This window comes from Chlorobaculum tepidum TLS, assembly GCF_000006985.1.
GTDB lineage: Bacteria > Bacteroidota > Chlorobiia > Chlorobiales > Chlorobiaceae > Chlorobaculum > Chlorobaculum tepidum.
On record NC_002932.3, the window covers coordinates 147,501 to 164,344 of the forward strand.

Below are 16,844 nucleotides of genomic sequence, written 5' to 3' on the forward strand. Positions count from 1 at the left end.
CGTGCTCAACGGTGGCGCTCATGCTGACAATACGGTTGATTTCCAGGAGTTCATGATTATGCCGATCGGCTTCGAGCGCTATTCCGATGCGCTTCGGTGCGGAGCCGAGGTGTTTCACTCGCTCAAGTCCCTGCTACACGATCGCGGTCTGAGCACGGCGGTGGGCGACGAAGGCGGATTTGCGCCGAACGTGGAGTCCAACGAACAGGCCATCGAGCTGGTGATCGAGGCCATCGGCATGGCTGGCTACAAAGCTGGTGCGCCGACTGACAGGGGAGGCCTCGGCGATGGTCATGTCATGATCGCACTCGATCCGGCCAGCTCTGAGTTCTACGACGCCGAAAAGAAAAAGTACGTTTTCAAGAAATCCTCCGGACGCGAACTTTCGTCAGAAGAGATGGCCAGCTACTGGGCCGACTGGGCGAGCCGCTATCCGATCATCTCGATCGAAGATGGCATGGCTGAGGATGACTGGGAAGGCTGGAAGATGCTGACCGACAAGATCGGCGGCCGTGTGCAGCTTGTGGGTGATGACCTGTTCGTGACCAACAGCAAGCGCCTTGCCGAAGGTATCGAGAAGGGCGTCGGCAACTCGATTCTCATCAAGGTCAACCAGATCGGCACTCTGACCGAAACCCTTCAGGCCATCGAGCTGGCCAAGCGCAACGGCTACACCTCGGTCATCAGCCATCGCAGCGGCGAGACCGAAGACACCACCATTGCGCAGATCGCCGTGGCGACCAACGCCGGACAGATCAAGACCGGCAGCATGTCGCGCTCCGACCGCATGGCCAAGTACAACGAGCTGCTCAGAATCGAGGAAGAGCTTGGCAGCACGGCGCTCTATCCGGGCATCGGGGCCTTCCGGGTCTGACGGCGTCGGATTGCTGTTTTTGGAATCATTTCGAGGCGCCATGCCTGGCGATCTGGCAGGCATGGCGCTGAAAACTGCTACTGGCCCATGACGAAATACCTGACGGAACTCTGGGACCTCATCCGGCTGAATCCGAAAAAGTTCGTGATTCGGGCCCTCCTTGTGCTCGCAGCCATCGGATTTATCTTCGGTGATTTTGGCTTGGTGACCCGCATTAGCATGGAGTTGGAGAACCGGAAGCTCGAAAAGCTTCTGGCCGAAGAGCAGGAGAAGATCGTTGAGCTCCGTAGTACGATCAAAAATGCCTACCAGCCCGACAGCGTCGAAAAGGTGGCTCGGGAACGCTTCAATTTCCACAAAAAAGGCGAGACGGTATTTATCATAAGGGAGAAGTGACCCCGAACGAGGCCTGAAAGTGGACGTTGTGAACAGATGGTGAACTCAAAAGCATCGTCTTTCCGGTTTTCCTTTTTCATTCATAATTCGGCATTTATTATTCTCTTTCCCCCATCTTTCTCCCGCCTTTTATTTATCCCGGCCATTGGCTACCTTCAGGATCATCTTCAATCACTTTCAACCAGCCGTCTTATGAGCGAAGAGCGTCTTGTTTCAGGCAATATCATCGATTATCCGGCGCCAGTGTACAGTTATCGCCGGCGAGTCACCAGGGAAGTCCCTTTCGGGACGATCTTCCTTGGCGGATATTTGCCGATCCGGGTGGAGTCCATGATTACCGCTCACACGATGGATACGGCGGCTTCGGTGGAGCAGTGTCGGCGTTTGTACGAGGCGGGGTGTGAAATCATCAGGTTGACCGTGCCGACCGAGAAAGATGCGGAGAATCTCAAAAACATCCGTGAGCAGCTCCGGCGGGATGGTATCGACACGCCGCTGGTGGCGGATATTCATTTTTCAGCCAAGGCGGCGATGAAGGCGGTGGAGTTCGTCGAGAACATCCGTATCAATCCCGGCAACTACGCCACCGGCGCGAAGTTTTCGAGCAAGGATTACACCGATGACGAGTATCGCGCTGAACTCGACAAGGTACGTGAGGAGTTCACGCCGCTGGTGCGAAAGGCCAGGTCGCTTGGCGTCTCCATGCGCATTGGCACCAACCACGGTTCCCTCTCCGACCGCATCGTGAGCCGCTACGGCAATTCGCCGGAGGGCATGGTCGAGGCGGCGCTCGAATTCTCCAGAATCTGCGAGGACGAAGGCTATTACGACCAGCTCTTTTCGATGAAGTCATCGAACGTCAGGGTGATGATCCAGGCCTACCGGCTGCTCGTCGCCCGTGCCGATGCGGAGCTGCGCTACGCCTACCCGCTGCATCTCGGCGTGACCGAGGCGGGTGATGGCGACGAGGGGCGCATCAAGTCGGCGATGGGCATCGGCGCTTTGCTCGAAGATGGTCTCGGTGACACTATTCGCGTGTCGCTCACCGAAGATCCGGTCAACGAGGTGCCGGTTGGTTTCGCTATCGTCAAGAAGTACAACGACATGCTGCTGGTGCGGGGCGACCGGGCGCATCTTCCGGTCAAACACGTGATTGAGCACGAGCGCAAGAGCGCCGGACATGTGCAGCTGCCGTTCGAGCCGTTCAGCTACTCGCGGCGTCCTTCCATCAGCATCGATGGTGCGGGCATACCGGTCGGAGGCGATGCCTTGCCCGGGGTTGAAACTGCTGCCCATGCGCCCATCACTGATACGGAATCGCTCCGCGACGAGATTCTCGCGAGGCTCGATCCGGGCAAGCCGGAGGATGCGATCCGCTCGGAGCTGGTCAGTGTTGGCGTCGGTAGTGCCGAAGATATTTCGTTGCTCAAGGCATTGCTCGATTCGCTGGGAAATTTGCGCGAAAAGATTGTCGTTTCGACTGCCGATACCTCGATTGTTCCGGCGTTGTTGCCGCTCTGCGGGCGAGTGCGGCTCGATATCGTCGAAGGTGAAACGCTCGGCACCGGCTTGATTGAATCGCTCCACGACAGGAACGCCGCTATCGAGTTCTGCTTTATCCACGAAAAATCTTCGGAGAATGTGCCTGCCGAGGTGCTGGTCCGTCTTGCTGCCAAGCTGAAAGCGAGAGGGTTGCAGCGGGTCATGCTCTCTATCGTTTCCGATGCACCGCTCTATTCTACCAGAAAACTCGCGCTCGAGCTGAAAAAAGCCGGGCTCGACTATCCGATTGCCGTGCGTTACCGTCGGCTCGACGGTGAGCGCTCCGGCGTGCTCATCCAGAGTGCCATTCAGGCGGGCACCTTGTTCTGCGACGGTATCGGCGACCTCATTGCGCTTGAGACGAATATGCCAGCCAGCGAAGAGGTGAGCCTTTGCTTTAACATCCTTCAGGCGGCCAGAATCAGGATGTCCAAAACCGAGTTCATCTCCTGCCCTGGATGCGGACGAACCTACTTCGAGCTTGAGAAGACCACGGCGCTCATCAAGCAGCGTGTCTCGCACCTCAAGGGGTTGAAGATCGGCATCATGGGCTGCATCGTCAACGGCCCCGGCGAAATGGCCGACGCCGATTTCGGCTACGTTGGCTCCGGTAAGGGGCGCGTCAGCCTCTACGTCGGCAAAGAGTGTGTCGAGGAGAACATCCCGGAGGCAGAGGCGCTTGAGCGGCTGATTGAGCTGATCCGGCAGAACGGCAAGTGGGTTGATCCTGTATGAGCTTTTATACGCTGATTACGGGCGCGTCCACCGGTATCGGCCGGCGACTTGCTGAAGAGTTTGCCTCGATGGGCGACAACCTCGTGCTGGTTGCCCGCTCGCAGGATAAGCTTGAAACGCTGGCTGCGGAGTTGCGTCGCTCATGCGGTATCGAGGTGCAGGTCTGTTGCCAGGATCTTGCGGAGGTTGGCGCTGCGTTGAAGGTTTTCGGATTCTGCGAGGAGAGAGGGCTGCCCATCGATAAACTGGTCAACTGCGCCGGATTCTCCATAGCGGGCAACTTTGAGCGGATGGACGAAGAGACGTTCGTGCAGATGGTCTTGGTCAATATGGTCGCCGTGGCTGCGCTGACCCGCCGGTTTCTTCCGGCGATGCGCGCCCGCCGCCGGGGTGTGGTGATCAATATCGCTTCGCTCGCCGGATTCCAGGGTGTGCCGGGTATGGCCGGCTACTCCGCCAGCAAGGCGTTTGTGGTCAATCTGACCGAAGCGCTCTCTGTCGAGCTTCAGGGCACTGGCGTCCGAATCTTCGCCGTCTGTCCCAGCTTTCTCGACAACGATCTCTTTTACAGCCGTGCCGGTCATGACCGGAGCCGCATCGTCACGCCGGTTTCCAGTCCGGAGGTGGTCGTGAAGGCCGTCCACCGCGGACTCGACGGAAAACAGGTGCTGATTCTGCCGACCGTTCTGGATCGTCTCATGGTTTTTGTCCAGCGTTTCACACCACGGAAAATCGTGGTGTTGCTGGCCGATATCTTCGCCGGAGCCAGGGAGAGGGGGGGGAGTAATGGGTGATGACTGTACGTGCCGTGTGGTTTTCCTGTCGCGATTTCCGTCATTTATGCTCATTACGCCCATCAAGTTCACTTTGGCCGCGGTTTTTCATGAAATTTTTATTTTTTCCTTTTGCATTTTTTGATCAGGCTGTGTTATATTACCGGCCCTGTATTTTTGGTGAGCTGCTGGTGTAGCTCAATTGGTAGAGCAGCTGACTTGTAATCAGCAGGTTGCGGGTTCGAGTCCCATCACCAGCTCGAAGCGCCAGTACATGGGTAGGTAGCGAAGCGGTCAAACGCAACAGACTGTAAATCTGTCGACATATGTCTTCGGAGGTTCGAATCCTCCCCTACCCACTTGCTTTTGTTGGTGACAAGCTGATGTAGCTCAGTCGGTAGAGCACTTCCTTGGTAAGGAAGAGGTCATCGGTTCAAGTCCGATCATCAGCTCCGGTTCCTGGGGGAGCGGTATACGTCAGTAGCTTAATTGGTAGAGCAGCGGTCTCCAAAACCGCAGGTTGGGGGTTCGAGTCCCTCCTGACGTGCAGGCAGGCTGGATTTGAATGCTGTTCACGATCTTTTACCTCGTTGCTCAATCATGAAGAAATATATCGAGAAGGTTGATAAGTACTATCGTGATGTTGTTGGCGAGATGCGCAAGGTGTCGTGGCCGACAAGGGAGGAGGTGAAGGATATGACGATTGTTGTGTTGACGGTTTCAGGTATTCTTGCCTTGTTTACCTTTGTGGTGGATTGGGTCATCAGTACGGTGATGGGGAAATTATTGTAAGACTAAGGAGATTTTCGAGGTAACGAGATGAGCGCCAAAAAAAAGGTGGTGAAAGAACAGCATCCCCCGCAACTTCATTGGTACGCTCTCAGGATCTATTCTGGCCATGAGCGCAAGGTCAAAGAGAGTATCGAGATGGAGGTCGAGCGATGCGGTCTTTCCGAAAGCATCAAGCAGGTTTACATCCCCTACGAACGTTTCGTCGAGGTTAAAAACGGCAAAAAGCGCAGTCTGACCAAGAACGCTTTTCCCGGCTACGTGCTGATCGAAGCCGTGCTCGACAAGCAGACCCGAAACCTGATCATGGATATTCCGTCGGTCATGGGCTTTCTCGGCGTCGATGATAATCCCACTCCTTTGCGTCCCGATGAGGTAGAGAAGATTCTCGTCCCCGGTGGAGCGATCGAGCACCGTGCGGTGGTTGAAGCTCCTTTCAAGGTCGGCGATTCGGTCAAGGTGATAGATGGGCCATTCAGCTCGCTGACCGGGATCGTGCACGAGGTCTGCACCGAGCGGATGAAAGTCAAGGTCATGATCAACTTCTTCGGCAGGAGCACCCCGACCGAACTCGATTTTTCCCAGGTCAAGCCCGTTTCGCAATAACAGGGATCACAGAGGTCATAGTATTCATTCAAGCTGTTGAAAGAGAGATAATTTATGGCAAAAAAGATAACAGGGTTCATCAAGTTGCAAATTCCTGCAGGAGGCGCCAATCCTGCACCCCCCGTCGGTCCGGCGCTTGGTCAGAAGGGTGTGAATATCATGGAGTTCTGCAAGCAGTTCAACGCCAAAACGCAGTCTGAGGCTGGTATGATCATCCCTGTGGTGATCACGGTTTACTCCGACAAGTCTTTCACCTTTGTCACCAAAACGCCGCCTGCCGCCGTGCTCCTGCTCAAGGAGGCCAAGCTGCAAAAGGGTTCCGGCGAGCCGAACCGCAACAAGGTCGGTACGGTCACGATGGATCAGGTGCGCAAGATCGCCGAGCTGAAGAGGCCCGATCTGAACTCCATCGATCTCGAAGGTGCGACCCAGATGGTTATAGGCACGGCCCGCAGCATGGGTATCGTCGTCGAGGGCTGAGAAGCAAGTTTTTTTCGTGGGAGGCCTGACAAGCCGCTTTTACAACCACTAATATCATAAATGTCAATGGCAGGAAAGAATTACAGAAACGCAAGTGCAAAGGTGAACCGCGCTCAAGAGTATGAGCTCGCGGAAGCCATCGAGAAGGTTAAGGAGATCACCACCACCAAATTCGACGCCACGGTCGATGTTGCCATAAAGCTCGGGGTCGATCCCCGTCATGCCGATCAGGTCGTTCGTGGAACGGTCATGCTTCCTTACGGCACGGGTAAAACCGTTTCCGTCCTGGTTGTCTGCAAAGAGAACAAGGCGGAAGAGGCTCGCGAGGCTGGCGCTGATTTCGTTGGTTTCGAAGACTATATCGAGAAAATCCAGAACGGCTGGACCGATGTCGATGTGATCGTTGCGACTCCCGACGTTATGGGCCAGCTCGGCAAGGTTGCCCGAATCCTCGGCCCTCGCGGCCTGATGCCGAACCCGAAATCGGGTACGGTCACGATGGATGTCGCCAAAGCCGTCAAGGAGGTCAAGGCAGGTAAAATCGAGTTCAGGGTCGACAAAGCGGGCAACATCCACGCTCCGGTCGGCAAAGTTTCCTTCGATAGTGCAAACCTTGCTGGTAATATCACCAGCTTCATCAAAGAGGTCGTTCGCCTGAAGCCGTCGGCTGCAAAAGGTCAGTACCTCCAGGGGATCACCATTTCGAGCACCATGTCCCCCGGCGTGAAGGTGAAGAAGGATAAATTTGTTGCCTAACATTAAAGATTGTGCACCGATATGATGAAGCGTGATACAAAAGAGCAGATCGCTCAGGAAATAGCAGAGAAGTTCCAGAAGTCACAGGGCTTCTACTTTACCGAGTTTCAGGGGCTCGATGTCCAGAAGATGAGCCAGTTGCGCCTCGAGTTTCGCAAGGCCGGTATCGAGTACCGGGTGGTCAAGAACACCCTGATCAAAAAGGCGCTCAAGGATGCCGCCGACGTCGACAAGCTGGCTGCTGGTTTGAAGAACACCACCGCAGTAGCGTTCGCTTACGACGATCCGATCGCTCCGGCCAAGATCATCAAGAAGTTCAGCAAAGACAACGAAGCGTTGAAGTTCAAGATGGCCTCTATCGATGGACAGGTGTTTGGTTCCGATTCGCTGCCCCAGCTCTCCGAGATGCTCAGCAAGACCGAGAACATTGGTCGCCTTGCCGGCCTCTTGAACAACATGGTTGCTTCTGTGCCGATGGTCATGAATGCGGTGATGAGAAACCTCGTTTCCGTGATCGACCAGGTCGGAAAGCTCGAGAAATAAACGAATTACGCACTCAAAGCTTCAATATTTTCAATTCAAACTGAGAGAGGAAATAATGTCATCTATCGAAACCCTTGTAGAAGAGATTGGTAAACTTACCCTTACCGAAGCTTCCGAGTTGGTGAAAGCACTTGAGGAGAAGTTCGGCGTGAGCGCTGCTCCTGCCGTTATGGCTGGCGCCGTTATGGCCGCTCCTGCCGGTGAAGCTGCCGCTGCAGAAGAGAAGACCGAGTTCGACGTCGTACTCAAGTCTGCTGGCGCCAACAAGATCAACGTCATCAAGGTTGTTCGCGCAATCACCGGTCTTGGTCTGAAAGAGGCCAAGGACATGGTTGACGGTGCACCGAAGACCGTCAAAGAGGCTGTCTCCAAGGACGAGGCTGAAAAGATCGCCAAAGAGCTCAAGGACGCCGGCGCTGAAGTCGAGCTGAACTGATCGTTCGGCAGGTCAAGTAGCTGACAAGCTCCGTGCCGTTTCCGGTACGGAGCTTTGTCCTTTTGTGGTAAGAAATTTCTTTTCGCCGTTACGCGGCTTAAAAACCGCAGAACGATGACCCCACTTCGATAGGGTATTGACGAATCCTGTAATGACCAAAGAGTACCACTGATTACTGCCGTGAGCGATTCGAGTGAGCGGTTGTCGAAGTGCGGAGCCTGAATGTGCCGGCCTGTCGGGACATAAGGAGTGCAGCACCGGCTGACGTCGCCGGTCGCAAAACGGAGCAAAGCGGGCTCCAGATCGATGTCGCGAATACATATTGGTTGCGACTTCGAACGATGAGACCTGAAAGAGAATTGCCCATTAACTGTTAAGTACTCCCTGCAATTGACTAAAAGCGAGGTGCATGTGAAAGTGGCTGATGCAACACCAACACCGTGTATTGACTTTTCCAAGATCCAGAGTATCATAAATCCCCCCGACCTTCTCAAGGTACAGCTCGATTCGTTTCATAATTTCATCCAGGACAGCGTTCCCCTTGAAAAACGCAAGGATCAGGGGCTTGAAAAAGTGCTCAGGAGCGCCTTTCCCATTACCGATACCAGGGGGCTCTATCTCCTGGAATATATCTCCTACAGCTTCGACAAGCCGAAATATACCGTCGAGGAGTGCATTGAGCGCGGCCTGACCTACGATGTTTCGCTCAAGATCAAGCTCAAGCTCTCCTATAAGGATGAGGCCGACGAGCCGGACTGGAAGGAGACCATCCAGCAGGAGGTCTATCTCGGCAGGATTCCCTATATGACCGACCGCGGGACCTTTATCATCAACGGCGCCGAGCGCGTCGTGGTGGCGCAGCTTCACCGTTCGCCGGGCGTGGTGTTCAGCGAGGCCGTACACCCGAACGGTAAAAAGATGTACTCGGCCAAAATCGTGCCGACTCGCGGTTCCTGGATCGAGTTCCAGACCGACATCAACAACCAGATTTTCGTCTACATCGACCAGAAGAAGAACTTCCTGGTCACAGCGCTGCTCAGGGCGATCGGTTTTGCCAAGGATGAGGATATTCTCGGACTGTTCGATCTGGTCGAGGAGGTCGAGGTTTCGTCCAAGAGCTCGAAGCGCGAGCAGCTTCTTGGCCAGTATCTGGCTTCCGATATCATCGACATGACTACCGGTGAGGTAGTGCCTGCAAGGGCAGCCATTACCGAGGAGATCATAGACCAGATCGTCGCTGCCGGTTACAAAACGGTCAAGGTGATGAAGACCACCTCCCCCGAGAAAGGCGTGGACAAGTCGGTTATCATCAACACGATTCTCAATGACAGTTCCGCCACCGAGGAAGAGGCGCTTGAAATTGTCTACGAGGAGCTTCGCTCCAACGAAGCGCCGGACATCGATGCCGCCAGAAGCTTCCTCGAACGCACCTTTTTCAATCAGAAGAAATACGATCTCGGCGATGTTGGTCGCTATCGCATTCAGAAGAAGCTTCAGAACGAGCTTGCCGAGCTTTCGGCTTATCTTGAAAAGCGCCCTGAACTGAAGGAACTCTCCGACGCTATTTACGAGCGCATTCTCCAGACGATCAGCACCTACTCCGAGGAGCCGATCGGTGAGGATATTCTGGTGCTGACCCACTACGACATCATTGCGGTCATCAATTATCTGATCAAGCTGATCAACGGCATGGCCGAGGTCGATGACGTCGATCACCTGGCCAACCGCCGCGTGCGCTCGGTGGGCGAGCAACTCGCTGCGCAGTTCGTGATCGGTCTGGCGAGAATGGGCAAGAATGTTCGCGAAAAGCTCAACTCGCGCGATACCGACAAGATCGCTCCGGCTGATCTGATCAATGCGCGAACCGTGTCGAGCGTGGTGTCGAGCTTCTTTGCCACCAGCCAGCTCTCGCAGTTTATGGACCAGACCAATCCTCTGGCCGAAATGACCAACAAGCGCAGGGTTTCGGCTCTTGGCCCCGGTGGCCTGACCCGCGAGCGTGCAGGTTTCGAGGTTCGCGATGTTCACTACACTCATTACGGACGTCTTTGCCCGATCGAGACCCCTGAAGGCCCGAACATCGGTCTGATTTCGTCGCTGTCGGTCTATGCCGAAATCAACGACAAGGGCTTCATCCAGACCCCGTACCGCGTGGTCGAAAATGGTCAGGTCACCGACAAGGTCGTGATGCTCTCCGCAGAGGATGAGGAGAACAAGATCACCGTGCCGGTCAGCATCGAGCTTGACGAGAACAACCGCATCGCGGCCGAGTCGGTGCAGGCCAGAACCAAGGGTGACTACCCGCTGGTGCTTGCCGAAGAGGTCAACTACATGGACGTCTCTCCGGTTCAGATTGTCAGCGCGGCAGCCGCGCTCATCCCGTTCCTTGAGCACGATGACGGTAACCGCGCGCTCATGGGCGCGAACATGCAGCGCCAGGCAGTGCCGCTGCTCGTTTCCGAAGCGCCGATCGTTGGCACCGGCATGGAGGCCAAGGTGGCCCGTGATTCTCGCGCGGTGATCGTGGCCGAGGGGCCCGGCGTGGTGCAGTGCGTCACGGCGGATCGCATCGAAGTGCGCTACGATCTCGATCCGGAAAACAACACCGTTTCGTTGCTTGACCCAGACGAAGGCGTCAAGGTCTACAAGCTCATCAAATTCAAGCGCTCCAACCAGGACACCTGCATCTCGCAGCGCCCGCTGGTGCACAATGGCCAGAGGGTCAACGCCGGCGACGTGCTGGCCGACAGCTCCTCGACCGACAATGGCGAACTGGCGCTCGGTAAAAACGTGCTGGTAGCCTTCATGCCCTGGCGCGGTTACAACTTCGAGGACGCTATTGTGCTCAGTGAGCGCCTCGTCTATGACGACGTCTTTACCTCGATCCACGTGCACGAGTTCGAGTCGAGCGTGCGCGACACCAAGCGCGGCGAGGAGCAATTTACTCGCGACATCTACAACGTCAGCGAGGATGCGCTGCGCAACCTCGACGAGAACGGCATCGTGCGCATCGGCGCCGAGGTCAAGGAGCGCGACATTCTGGTCGGTAAGATCACCCCGAAAGGCGAGAGCGATCCGACTCCGGAAGAAAAGCTCCTGCGTGCCATCTTCGGCGACAAGTCGAGCGACGTGAAAGACGCCTCGATGCACGTGCCGGCCGGCATGAAAGGTATCGTCATCAAGACCAAGCTGTTCAGCCGCAAGAAAAAGATCGGCATGGACGTAAAAGAGCGCATGGAGGCGATCGACAAGCAGTTCGATCTGAAAGAGGCCGACCTGCGCAGCCGCTTTGCCAAATGGATGAAGCAGTATCTCAACGGCAAGAAGAGCGTTGCCATCACCAGCGACAAAGGCAAGGTGCTCGTTCCCGAAGGCACGGTCATCGATGAAGCGCTGCTGGCCAAGTTCAACGGCTTGCCGTTCCTCGAATCGATTGATCTGTCGAAAGGCATTGTGAGCGGAGCCAAAACCAACGAAAACGTCGTCCGCCTGATTCGTGAATACCGTCTCAAGCTGAAGGATCTGTCTGACGAGCGTGAGAACGAGAAGTACAAAATCAACGTCGGCGATGAATTGCCGCCCGGTATCGAAGAGTTGGCCAAGGTTTATATCGCCCAGAAGAGGAAAATCCAGGTGGGTGACAAGATGGCCGGTCGTCACGGTAACAAGGGTGTGGTCGGCAAGATTCTGCCGATCGAGGATATGCCCTTCATGGAGGATGGGACCCCGGTCGATATCGTGCTCAACCCGCTTGGTGTGCCGAGCCGTATGAACATCGGCCAGCTGTACGAAACCTCGCTCGGCTGGGCGGGCAAGAAGCTCGGTGTCAAGTTCAAGACCCCGATCTTCAGCGGTGCAACCTACACCGAGGTGCAGGAGTATCTTGAAAAAGCTGGTCTGCCTGGGCACGGCAAGGTCAAGCTGTTCGACGGACGTACCGGCGAGCAGTTCCACGACGAGGTCACGGTTGGTTATATCTACATGCTCAAACTGAGCCACCTGGTCGACGACAAGATTCATGCTAGGTCCATCGGACCATACTCGCTTATCACCCAGCAGCCGCTCGGTGGCAAGGCACAGTTCGGTGGCCAAAGGTTTGGTGAAATGGAGGTCTGGGCGCTCGAAGCCTACGGCGCGGCCAACATCCTGCGAGAGATGCTCACGGTCAAATCCGATGACGTGATCGGCAGGAACAAAACCTATGAAGCGATTGTCAAGGGACAGAATCTTCCGGAACCCGGAACGCCTGAATCGTTCAACGTGCTTATCAGGGAGCTGCAGGGGCTTGGCCTCGAGATCAGGATCGACGACAGAGTGCCCTGAAATGATGTAACGATATGCCGGATCGATCACTTCGGCAATTGAAAAGAAGTAACGAAGATAATTTCAAGGTTGTTTTAACAGGGATATCGACCATGATATTTTCACAGGGATCATCACCGCTCAAGGGTGATTTTTCGAAGATAAAGTTCAGCATCGCCTCTCCGGAGAGTATTCTGGCCCATTCGCGTGGCGAGGTGCTCAAGCCGGAAACCATAAACTACCGTACCTTCAAGCCGGAACGTGACGGCCTGATGTGCGAAAAGATATTCGGTCCTACCAAGGACTGGGAATGCTATTGCGGCAAGTACAAGAGGGTGCGCTACAAGGGCATCATCTGCGACCGCTGCGGCGTTGAAGTCACCACCAAGAGCGTGCGCCGCGAGCGCATGGGCCATATCTCGCTGGCCGTGCCGGTGGTGCACACCTGGTTTTTCCGCTCCGTGCCGAGCAAGATCGGCGCGCTGCTCGATCTCTCCACCAAGGAGCTGGAGCGCATCATCTACTACGAAGTGTACGTGGTCATCAACCCCGGCGAGCCGGGCGAGAAGCAGGGCATCAAAAAGTTCGACCGCCTGACCGAGGAGCAGTATTTCCAGATCATCACCGAGTACGAAGACAACCAGGACCTCGAAGATAACGATCCGGCCAAGTTCGTCGCCAAAATGGGTGGCGAGGCGATCCATATGTTGCTGAAAGGCTTGAACCTCGACGAGATCGCACTCAACCTTCGCAAGGTTCTCAAGGAGAGCGGCTCGGAGCAGAAACGCGCCGATGCGCTCAAGCGCCTCAAGGTTGTCGAGGCTTTCAGAAAGAGCTACGAGCCGCAGAAGCGCACCCGCAAAAAATCGACCGGTCTTTTCCCTGAGGAGGATTCTCCGGAGCTGTACATTTACGAAGGCAACAAGCCCGAGTACATGGTGATGGAGGTCGTGCCGGTGATTCCGCCGGAACTTCGTCCTCTCGTGCCGCTCGAAGGTGGCCGTTTCGCCACCTCAGATCTGAACGATCTGTATCGCCGCGTGATTATCCGCAACAACCGTCTGAAAAAGCTGATCGACATCCGCGCTCCCGAGGTGATTTTGCGCAACGAAAAGCGCATGTTGCAGGAGGCGGTCGACGCCCTGTTCGACAACTCGCGCAAGGCCAATGCGGTGAAAACCGGCGAGTCCAACCGCCCGCTCAAGTCGCTTTCCGACGCTCTTAAGGGCAAGCAGGGGCGTTTTCGCCAGAACCTGCTCGGCAAGCGCGTTGACTACTCCGGTCGTTCGGTTATCGTGGTCGGCCCGGAGCTGAAACTGCACCAGTGCGGTCTGCCGAAGAGCATGGCCATTGAGCTGTTCCAGCCGTTCGTTATCCGCCGCCTTGTCGAGCGCGGCATCGCCAAGTCGGTCAAGTCGGCCAAGAAGCTCATCGACAAGAAAGACCCGGTAGTCTGGGATGTGCTTGAAAAGGTGATCGACGGCCATCCGGTGCTTCTGAACCGTGCGCCGACCCTGCACCGCCTTGGTATCCAGGCTTTCCAGCCGACCCTCATCGAGGGCAAGGCGATCCAGCTCCATCCGCTCGTCTGTACGGCCTTCAACGCTGACTTCGACGGCGACCAGATGGCCGTGCACGTGCCGCTTTCGCCTGAAGCGCAGCTCGAAGCGTCGCTCTTGATGCTCTCGTCGCACAACCTCATTCTGCCGCAGTCCGGTAAGCCGGTTACGGTTCCGTCGCAGGACATGGTGCTCGGTATGTACTACCTGACCAAGGCGCGTTTCGGAGATGTAGGCCAGGGACAGCTCTTCTACTCGATGGAAGAGGTGATCATCGCTTACAACGAGGAGCGTGTAGGTCTCCATGCCCAGATTTTTGTTAAGTACGACGGCAAGGTCGACCAGGTCTCCGACCCGGTTCGCCTGGTTGATACGCTTGTCCCCGAAGAACAGGCAGAAAGGAGAGCGTGGCTGAAGAGCCAGATTGAGCAGAAGAAGCTGCTTGTCACCACGGTTGGTCGAGTGATTTTCAACCAGCATATGCCTGAAGAGATCGGCTTCATCAACAAGCTGATCAACAAGAAGGTGGCCAAGGAGCTGATCGCACAGCTCTCCAGCGAGGTCGGTAACGTTGAGACGGCCCGCTTCCTTGACAACATCAAAGAGGTCGGTTTCGACTACGCTATGAGAGGTGGCCTGTCCATCGGCCTGTCCGACGCGATCGTGCCTGAAACCAAGGTGAAGCACATCAAGAACGCCCAGCGTGACAGCGCCAAGATCATCAAGGAGTACAACCGAGGCACGCTGACCGACAACGAACGGTACAACCAGATCGTTGATGTCTGGCAGAAGACCTCCAACCTCGTGGCCGACGAGTCCTACGAAAAGCTCAAGAAAGATCGCGACGGCTTCAACCCGCTCTATATGATGCTCGATTCGGGTGCCCGAGGCTCCCGCGAGCAGGTTAGGCAGTTGACCGGTATGAGGGGTCTGATCGCCCGTCCGCAGAAGTCCATGTCTGGCCAGCCGGGCGAGATCATCGAGAACCCGATTATCTCGAACCTCAAGGAGGGGCTGACGGTGCTCGAATACTTCATCTCGACGCACGGTGCCCGTAAGGGTCTGTCTGATACCTCGCTCAAGACGGCTGACGCCGGTTACCTGACCAGGCGTCTGCACGACGTGGCGCAGGATGTGATCGTCACCATTGACGACTGCGGCACCACGCGCGGTCTGCACGTCGAGCGCAACATCGAGGAGGAGACCAGCGGACAGATCAAGTTCCGCGAAAAGATCAAGGGGCGCGTGGCGGCCCGCGACATCGTCGATGTCATCAACGACAAAGTTGTTGTCAAGGCCGGTGAAATTATCACCGATGAGCTTGCTGCCGCCATTCAGGACAACATTGGTGTTGAAGAGGCCGAGATTCGTTCCGTGCTCACCTGCGAGTCGAAGGTCGGTATCTGTGCGAAGTGCTACGGCACCAACTTGTCGGTGCACAAGCTCGTCGAAATAGGTGAGGCAGTCGGCGTGATTGCAGCACAGTCCATTGGTGAGCCGGGAACGCAGCTGACGCTTCGTACCTTCCACCAGGGCGGTGCGGCGCAGGGCGGTATCGCCGAGACCGAGACCAAGGCGTTCTATGAAGGCCAGGTTGAACTTGAAGATGTGAAGAGTGTCGAACACTCCATCATCACCGAGGACGGTATCGAGGAGACACGCCAGATCGTCATTCAGAAGAACGGCAAACTCAACATCATTGACCCAGATTCGGGCAAGGTTCTTAAGCGTTATGTGGTGCCGCATGGCGCGCATCTCAACGTCGAGCACGGTCAGATGGTGCGTAAGGAGCAGGTGCTCTTCAGCAGCGAACCGAACAGCACCCAGATTATTGCCGAGATGCCCGGTTTTGCGAAATTTATCGACATCGAAAAAGGCGTCACCTACAAGGAGGAAGTTGACCCGCAGACCGGTTTCGCTCAGCACACCATCATCAACTGGCGCTCCAAGCTGCGCGCATCCGAGACTCGCGAGCCGCGTGTTGCCATTGTGAGCGAATCGGGTGAAATCAGGAAGACCTATCCGGTGCCGATCAAGTCCAACCTCTATGTCGAGGATGGCCAGAAGATCGTGCCCGGCGATATTATTGCCAAGGTGCCGAGGAACCTCGATCGCGTCGGCGGCGACATTACCGCCGGTTTGCCAAAGGTGACCGAGCTGTTCGAAGCGCGTATTCCAACCGATCCGGCTATCGTCTCTGAAATCGACGGTTACGTGAGCTTCGGCTCGCAGCGCCGCAGCAGCAAGGAGATCAGGGTCAAGAATGACTTTGGCGAAGAGAAGGTATACTACGTCCAGGTCGGTAAGCATGTGCTTGCCACCGAAGGGGACGAGGTCAAGGCAGGTGATCCGCTGACCGACGGCGCGGTCTCACCGCAGGACATCCTGCGCATCCAGGGCCCCAACGCCGTGCAGCAGTATCTGGTCAACGAAATTCAGAAGGTGTATCAGATCAACGCCGGTGTGGAGATCAACGACAAGCACCTTGAGGTGATCGTGCGCCAGATGCTGCAGAAGGTACGCGTTGAAGAGCCTGGTGATACCGATCTGCTTCCGGGCGACCTGATCGATCGAAGCACCTTTATTGAAGCCAACGAAGCCGTGGCCGAAAAGGTCAGGGTGATCGACCGTGGCGATGCTCCGGCAAGGATCATCGAGGGCCAGCTCTACAAGCAGCGCGACATCACCAAGTTGAATCGCGAGCTACGCCGCAACGGCAAGTCGCTCATTACTATCGAGCCGGCGTTGCAGGCAACCTCGCATCCGGTGTTGCTGGGTATTACCAGCGCTGCCTTGCAGACCGAAAGCGTCATCTCTGCAGCCTCCTTCCAGGAGACCACCAAGGTGCTGACCGATGCAGCCGTGGCTGGCAAGGTTGATCACCTCGTCGGCCTGAAAGAGAATGTCATTGTCGGCAAGCTCATTCCGGCCGGTACGGGTTTGCGCAAATACCGCTCAATCCGGCTTCGCGACAACGAAGCTGAAGAGGCTGAAGCTGTTGAGGCAGCATCGGACGAGGAAATTTGAGCGTAAGGCGAGAGAAATAACGGCAT

The 16,844-nt window shown here is 56.0% G+C and carries 12 protein-coding genes and 4 tRNA genes (1 of these 16 only partly in view); all 16 read left to right on the top strand.

Annotated features, from left to right (window positions below; all coding sequences use genetic code 11):
* Positions 1-874 carry the 3' portion of a phosphopyruvate hydratase gene (gene eno / locus AYT24_RS00715; protein WP_010931839.1) on the top strand. 440 nt of this gene lie to the left of the window's left edge, so the window shows 874 of its 1,314 coding nt (coding positions 441-1,314); the start codon falls outside the window, past its left edge; it ends in the stop codon at positions 872-874.
* 87 nt (positions 875-961) lie between these two features.
* Positions 962-1,270, top strand: a complete 309-nt coding sequence (locus AYT24_RS00720; RefSeq protein WP_010931840.1) for a septum formation initiator family protein — start codon at positions 962-964, stop codon at positions 1,268-1,270.
* Between the two features lie 192 nt (positions 1,271-1,462).
* Positions 1,463-3,547 carry a (E)-4-hydroxy-3-methylbut-2-enyl-diphosphate synthase gene (gene ispG / locus AYT24_RS00725; protein WP_226986827.1) on the top strand — a complete coding sequence of 695 codons (2,085 nt, stop codon included), beginning with the start codon at positions 1,463-1,465 and terminating at the stop codon, positions 3,545-3,547.
* Positions 3,544-4,341, top strand: a complete 798-nt coding sequence (locus AYT24_RS00730; RefSeq protein WP_010931842.1) for an SDR family NAD(P)-dependent oxidoreductase — start codon at positions 3,544-3,546, stop codon at positions 4,339-4,341. Before ispG ends, AYT24_RS00730 begins: the two co-directional genes overlap by 4 nt.
* A 166-nt stretch (positions 4,342-4,507) precedes the next feature.
* Positions 4,508-4,580: transfer RNA gene (locus tag AYT24_RS00735), tRNA-Thr, on the top strand.
* A 16-nt stretch (positions 4,581-4,596) separates the two neighbouring features.
* Positions 4,597-4,679: transfer RNA gene (locus tag AYT24_RS00740), tRNA-Tyr, on the top strand.
* Between the two features lie 20 nt (positions 4,680-4,699).
* Positions 4,700-4,772 (top strand) — tRNA-Thr (locus AYT24_RS00745).
* 22 nt (positions 4,773-4,794) lie between these two features.
* Positions 4,795-4,867 (top strand) — tRNA-Trp (locus AYT24_RS00750).
* Positions 4,868-4,920: 53 nt separating this feature from the next.
* Positions 4,921-5,112 carry a preprotein translocase subunit SecE gene (gene secE / locus AYT24_RS00755; RefSeq protein ID WP_010931843.1) on the top strand — a complete coding sequence of 64 codons (192 nt, stop codon included), beginning with the start codon at positions 4,921-4,923 and terminating at the stop codon, positions 5,110-5,112.
* Positions 5,113-5,139: 27 nt separating this feature from the next.
* Positions 5,140-5,715 carry a transcription termination/antitermination protein NusG gene (gene nusG / locus AYT24_RS00760; RefSeq protein ID WP_010931844.1) on the top strand — a complete coding sequence of 192 codons (576 nt, stop codon included), beginning with the start codon at positions 5,140-5,142 and terminating at the stop codon, positions 5,713-5,715.
* Positions 5,716-5,769: 54 nt separating this feature from the next.
* On the top strand, positions 5,770-6,195 hold the full coding sequence (rplK, locus tag AYT24_RS00765) for a 50S ribosomal protein L11 (RefSeq protein WP_010931845.1): 426 nt from the start codon (positions 5,770-5,772) through the stop codon (positions 6,193-6,195).
* Between the two features lie 66 nt (positions 6,196-6,261).
* Positions 6,262-6,951: a 50S ribosomal protein L1 gene (gene rplA, locus AYT24_RS00770; RefSeq protein WP_164927191.1), complete on the top strand. Its 690-nt coding sequence runs from the start codon at positions 6,262-6,264 to the stop codon at positions 6,949-6,951.
* Positions 6,952-6,975: 24 nt separating this feature from the next.
* On the top strand, positions 6,976-7,494 hold the full coding sequence (gene rplJ, locus AYT24_RS00775) for a 50S ribosomal protein L10 (protein WP_010931847.1): 519 nt from the start codon (positions 6,976-6,978) through the stop codon (positions 7,492-7,494).
* Between the two features lie 55 nt (positions 7,495-7,549).
* The gene (rplL, locus tag AYT24_RS00780) at positions 7,550-7,930 is read left to right on the top strand and encodes a 50S ribosomal protein L7/L12 (RefSeq protein WP_010931848.1); all 381 of its coding nucleotides are present in this window, start codon (positions 7,550-7,552) and stop codon (positions 7,928-7,930) included.
* A gap of 417 nt (positions 7,931-8,347) precedes the next feature.
* Positions 8,348-12,253: a DNA-directed RNA polymerase subunit beta gene (rpoB, locus tag AYT24_RS00785; RefSeq protein WP_164927192.1), complete on the top strand. Its 3,906-nt coding sequence runs from the start codon at positions 8,348-8,350 to the stop codon at positions 12,251-12,253.
* A 92-nt stretch (positions 12,254-12,345) separates the two neighbouring features.
* Positions 12,346-16,818: a DNA-directed RNA polymerase subunit beta' gene (gene rpoC, locus AYT24_RS00790; protein WP_010931850.1), complete on the top strand. Its 4,473-nt coding sequence runs from the start codon at positions 12,346-12,348 to the stop codon at positions 16,816-16,818.
* The last annotated feature ends 26 nt before the right edge of the window (positions 16,819-16,844 follow it).

Coding starts and splice junctions, on each gene's coding strand:
- AYT24_RS00730 (WP_010931842.1), top strand. CDS start 3,544: ATGAGCTTTTATACGCTGATTACGGGCGCGTCCACCGGTATCGGCCGG.
- rplL (WP_010931848.1), top strand. CDS start 7,550: ATGTCATCTATCGAAACCCTTGTAGAAGAGATTGGTAAACTTACCCTT.
- rplA (WP_164927191.1), top strand. CDS start 6,262: ATGGCAGGAAAGAATTACAGAAACGCAAGTGCAAAGGTGAACCGCGCT.
- nusG (WP_010931844.1), top strand. CDS start 5,140: ATGAGCGCCAAAAAAAAGGTGGTGAAAGAACAGCATCCCCCGCAACTT.
- rplK (WP_010931845.1), top strand. CDS start 5,770: ATGGCAAAAAAGATAACAGGGTTCATCAAGTTGCAAATTCCTGCAGGA.
- secE (WP_010931843.1), top strand. CDS start 4,921: ATGAAGAAATATATCGAGAAGGTTGATAAGTACTATCGTGATGTTGTT.
- rpoC (WP_010931850.1), top strand. CDS start 12,346: ATGATATTTTCACAGGGATCATCACCGCTCAAGGGTGATTTTTCGAAG.
- rplJ (WP_010931847.1), top strand. CDS start 6,976: ATGAAGCGTGATACAAAAGAGCAGATCGCTCAGGAAATAGCAGAGAAG.
- ispG (WP_226986827.1), top strand. CDS start 1,463: ATGAGCGAAGAGCGTCTTGTTTCAGGCAATATCATCGATTATCCGGCG.
- AYT24_RS00720 (WP_010931840.1), top strand. CDS start 962: ATGACGAAATACCTGACGGAACTCTGGGACCTCATCCGGCTGAATCCG.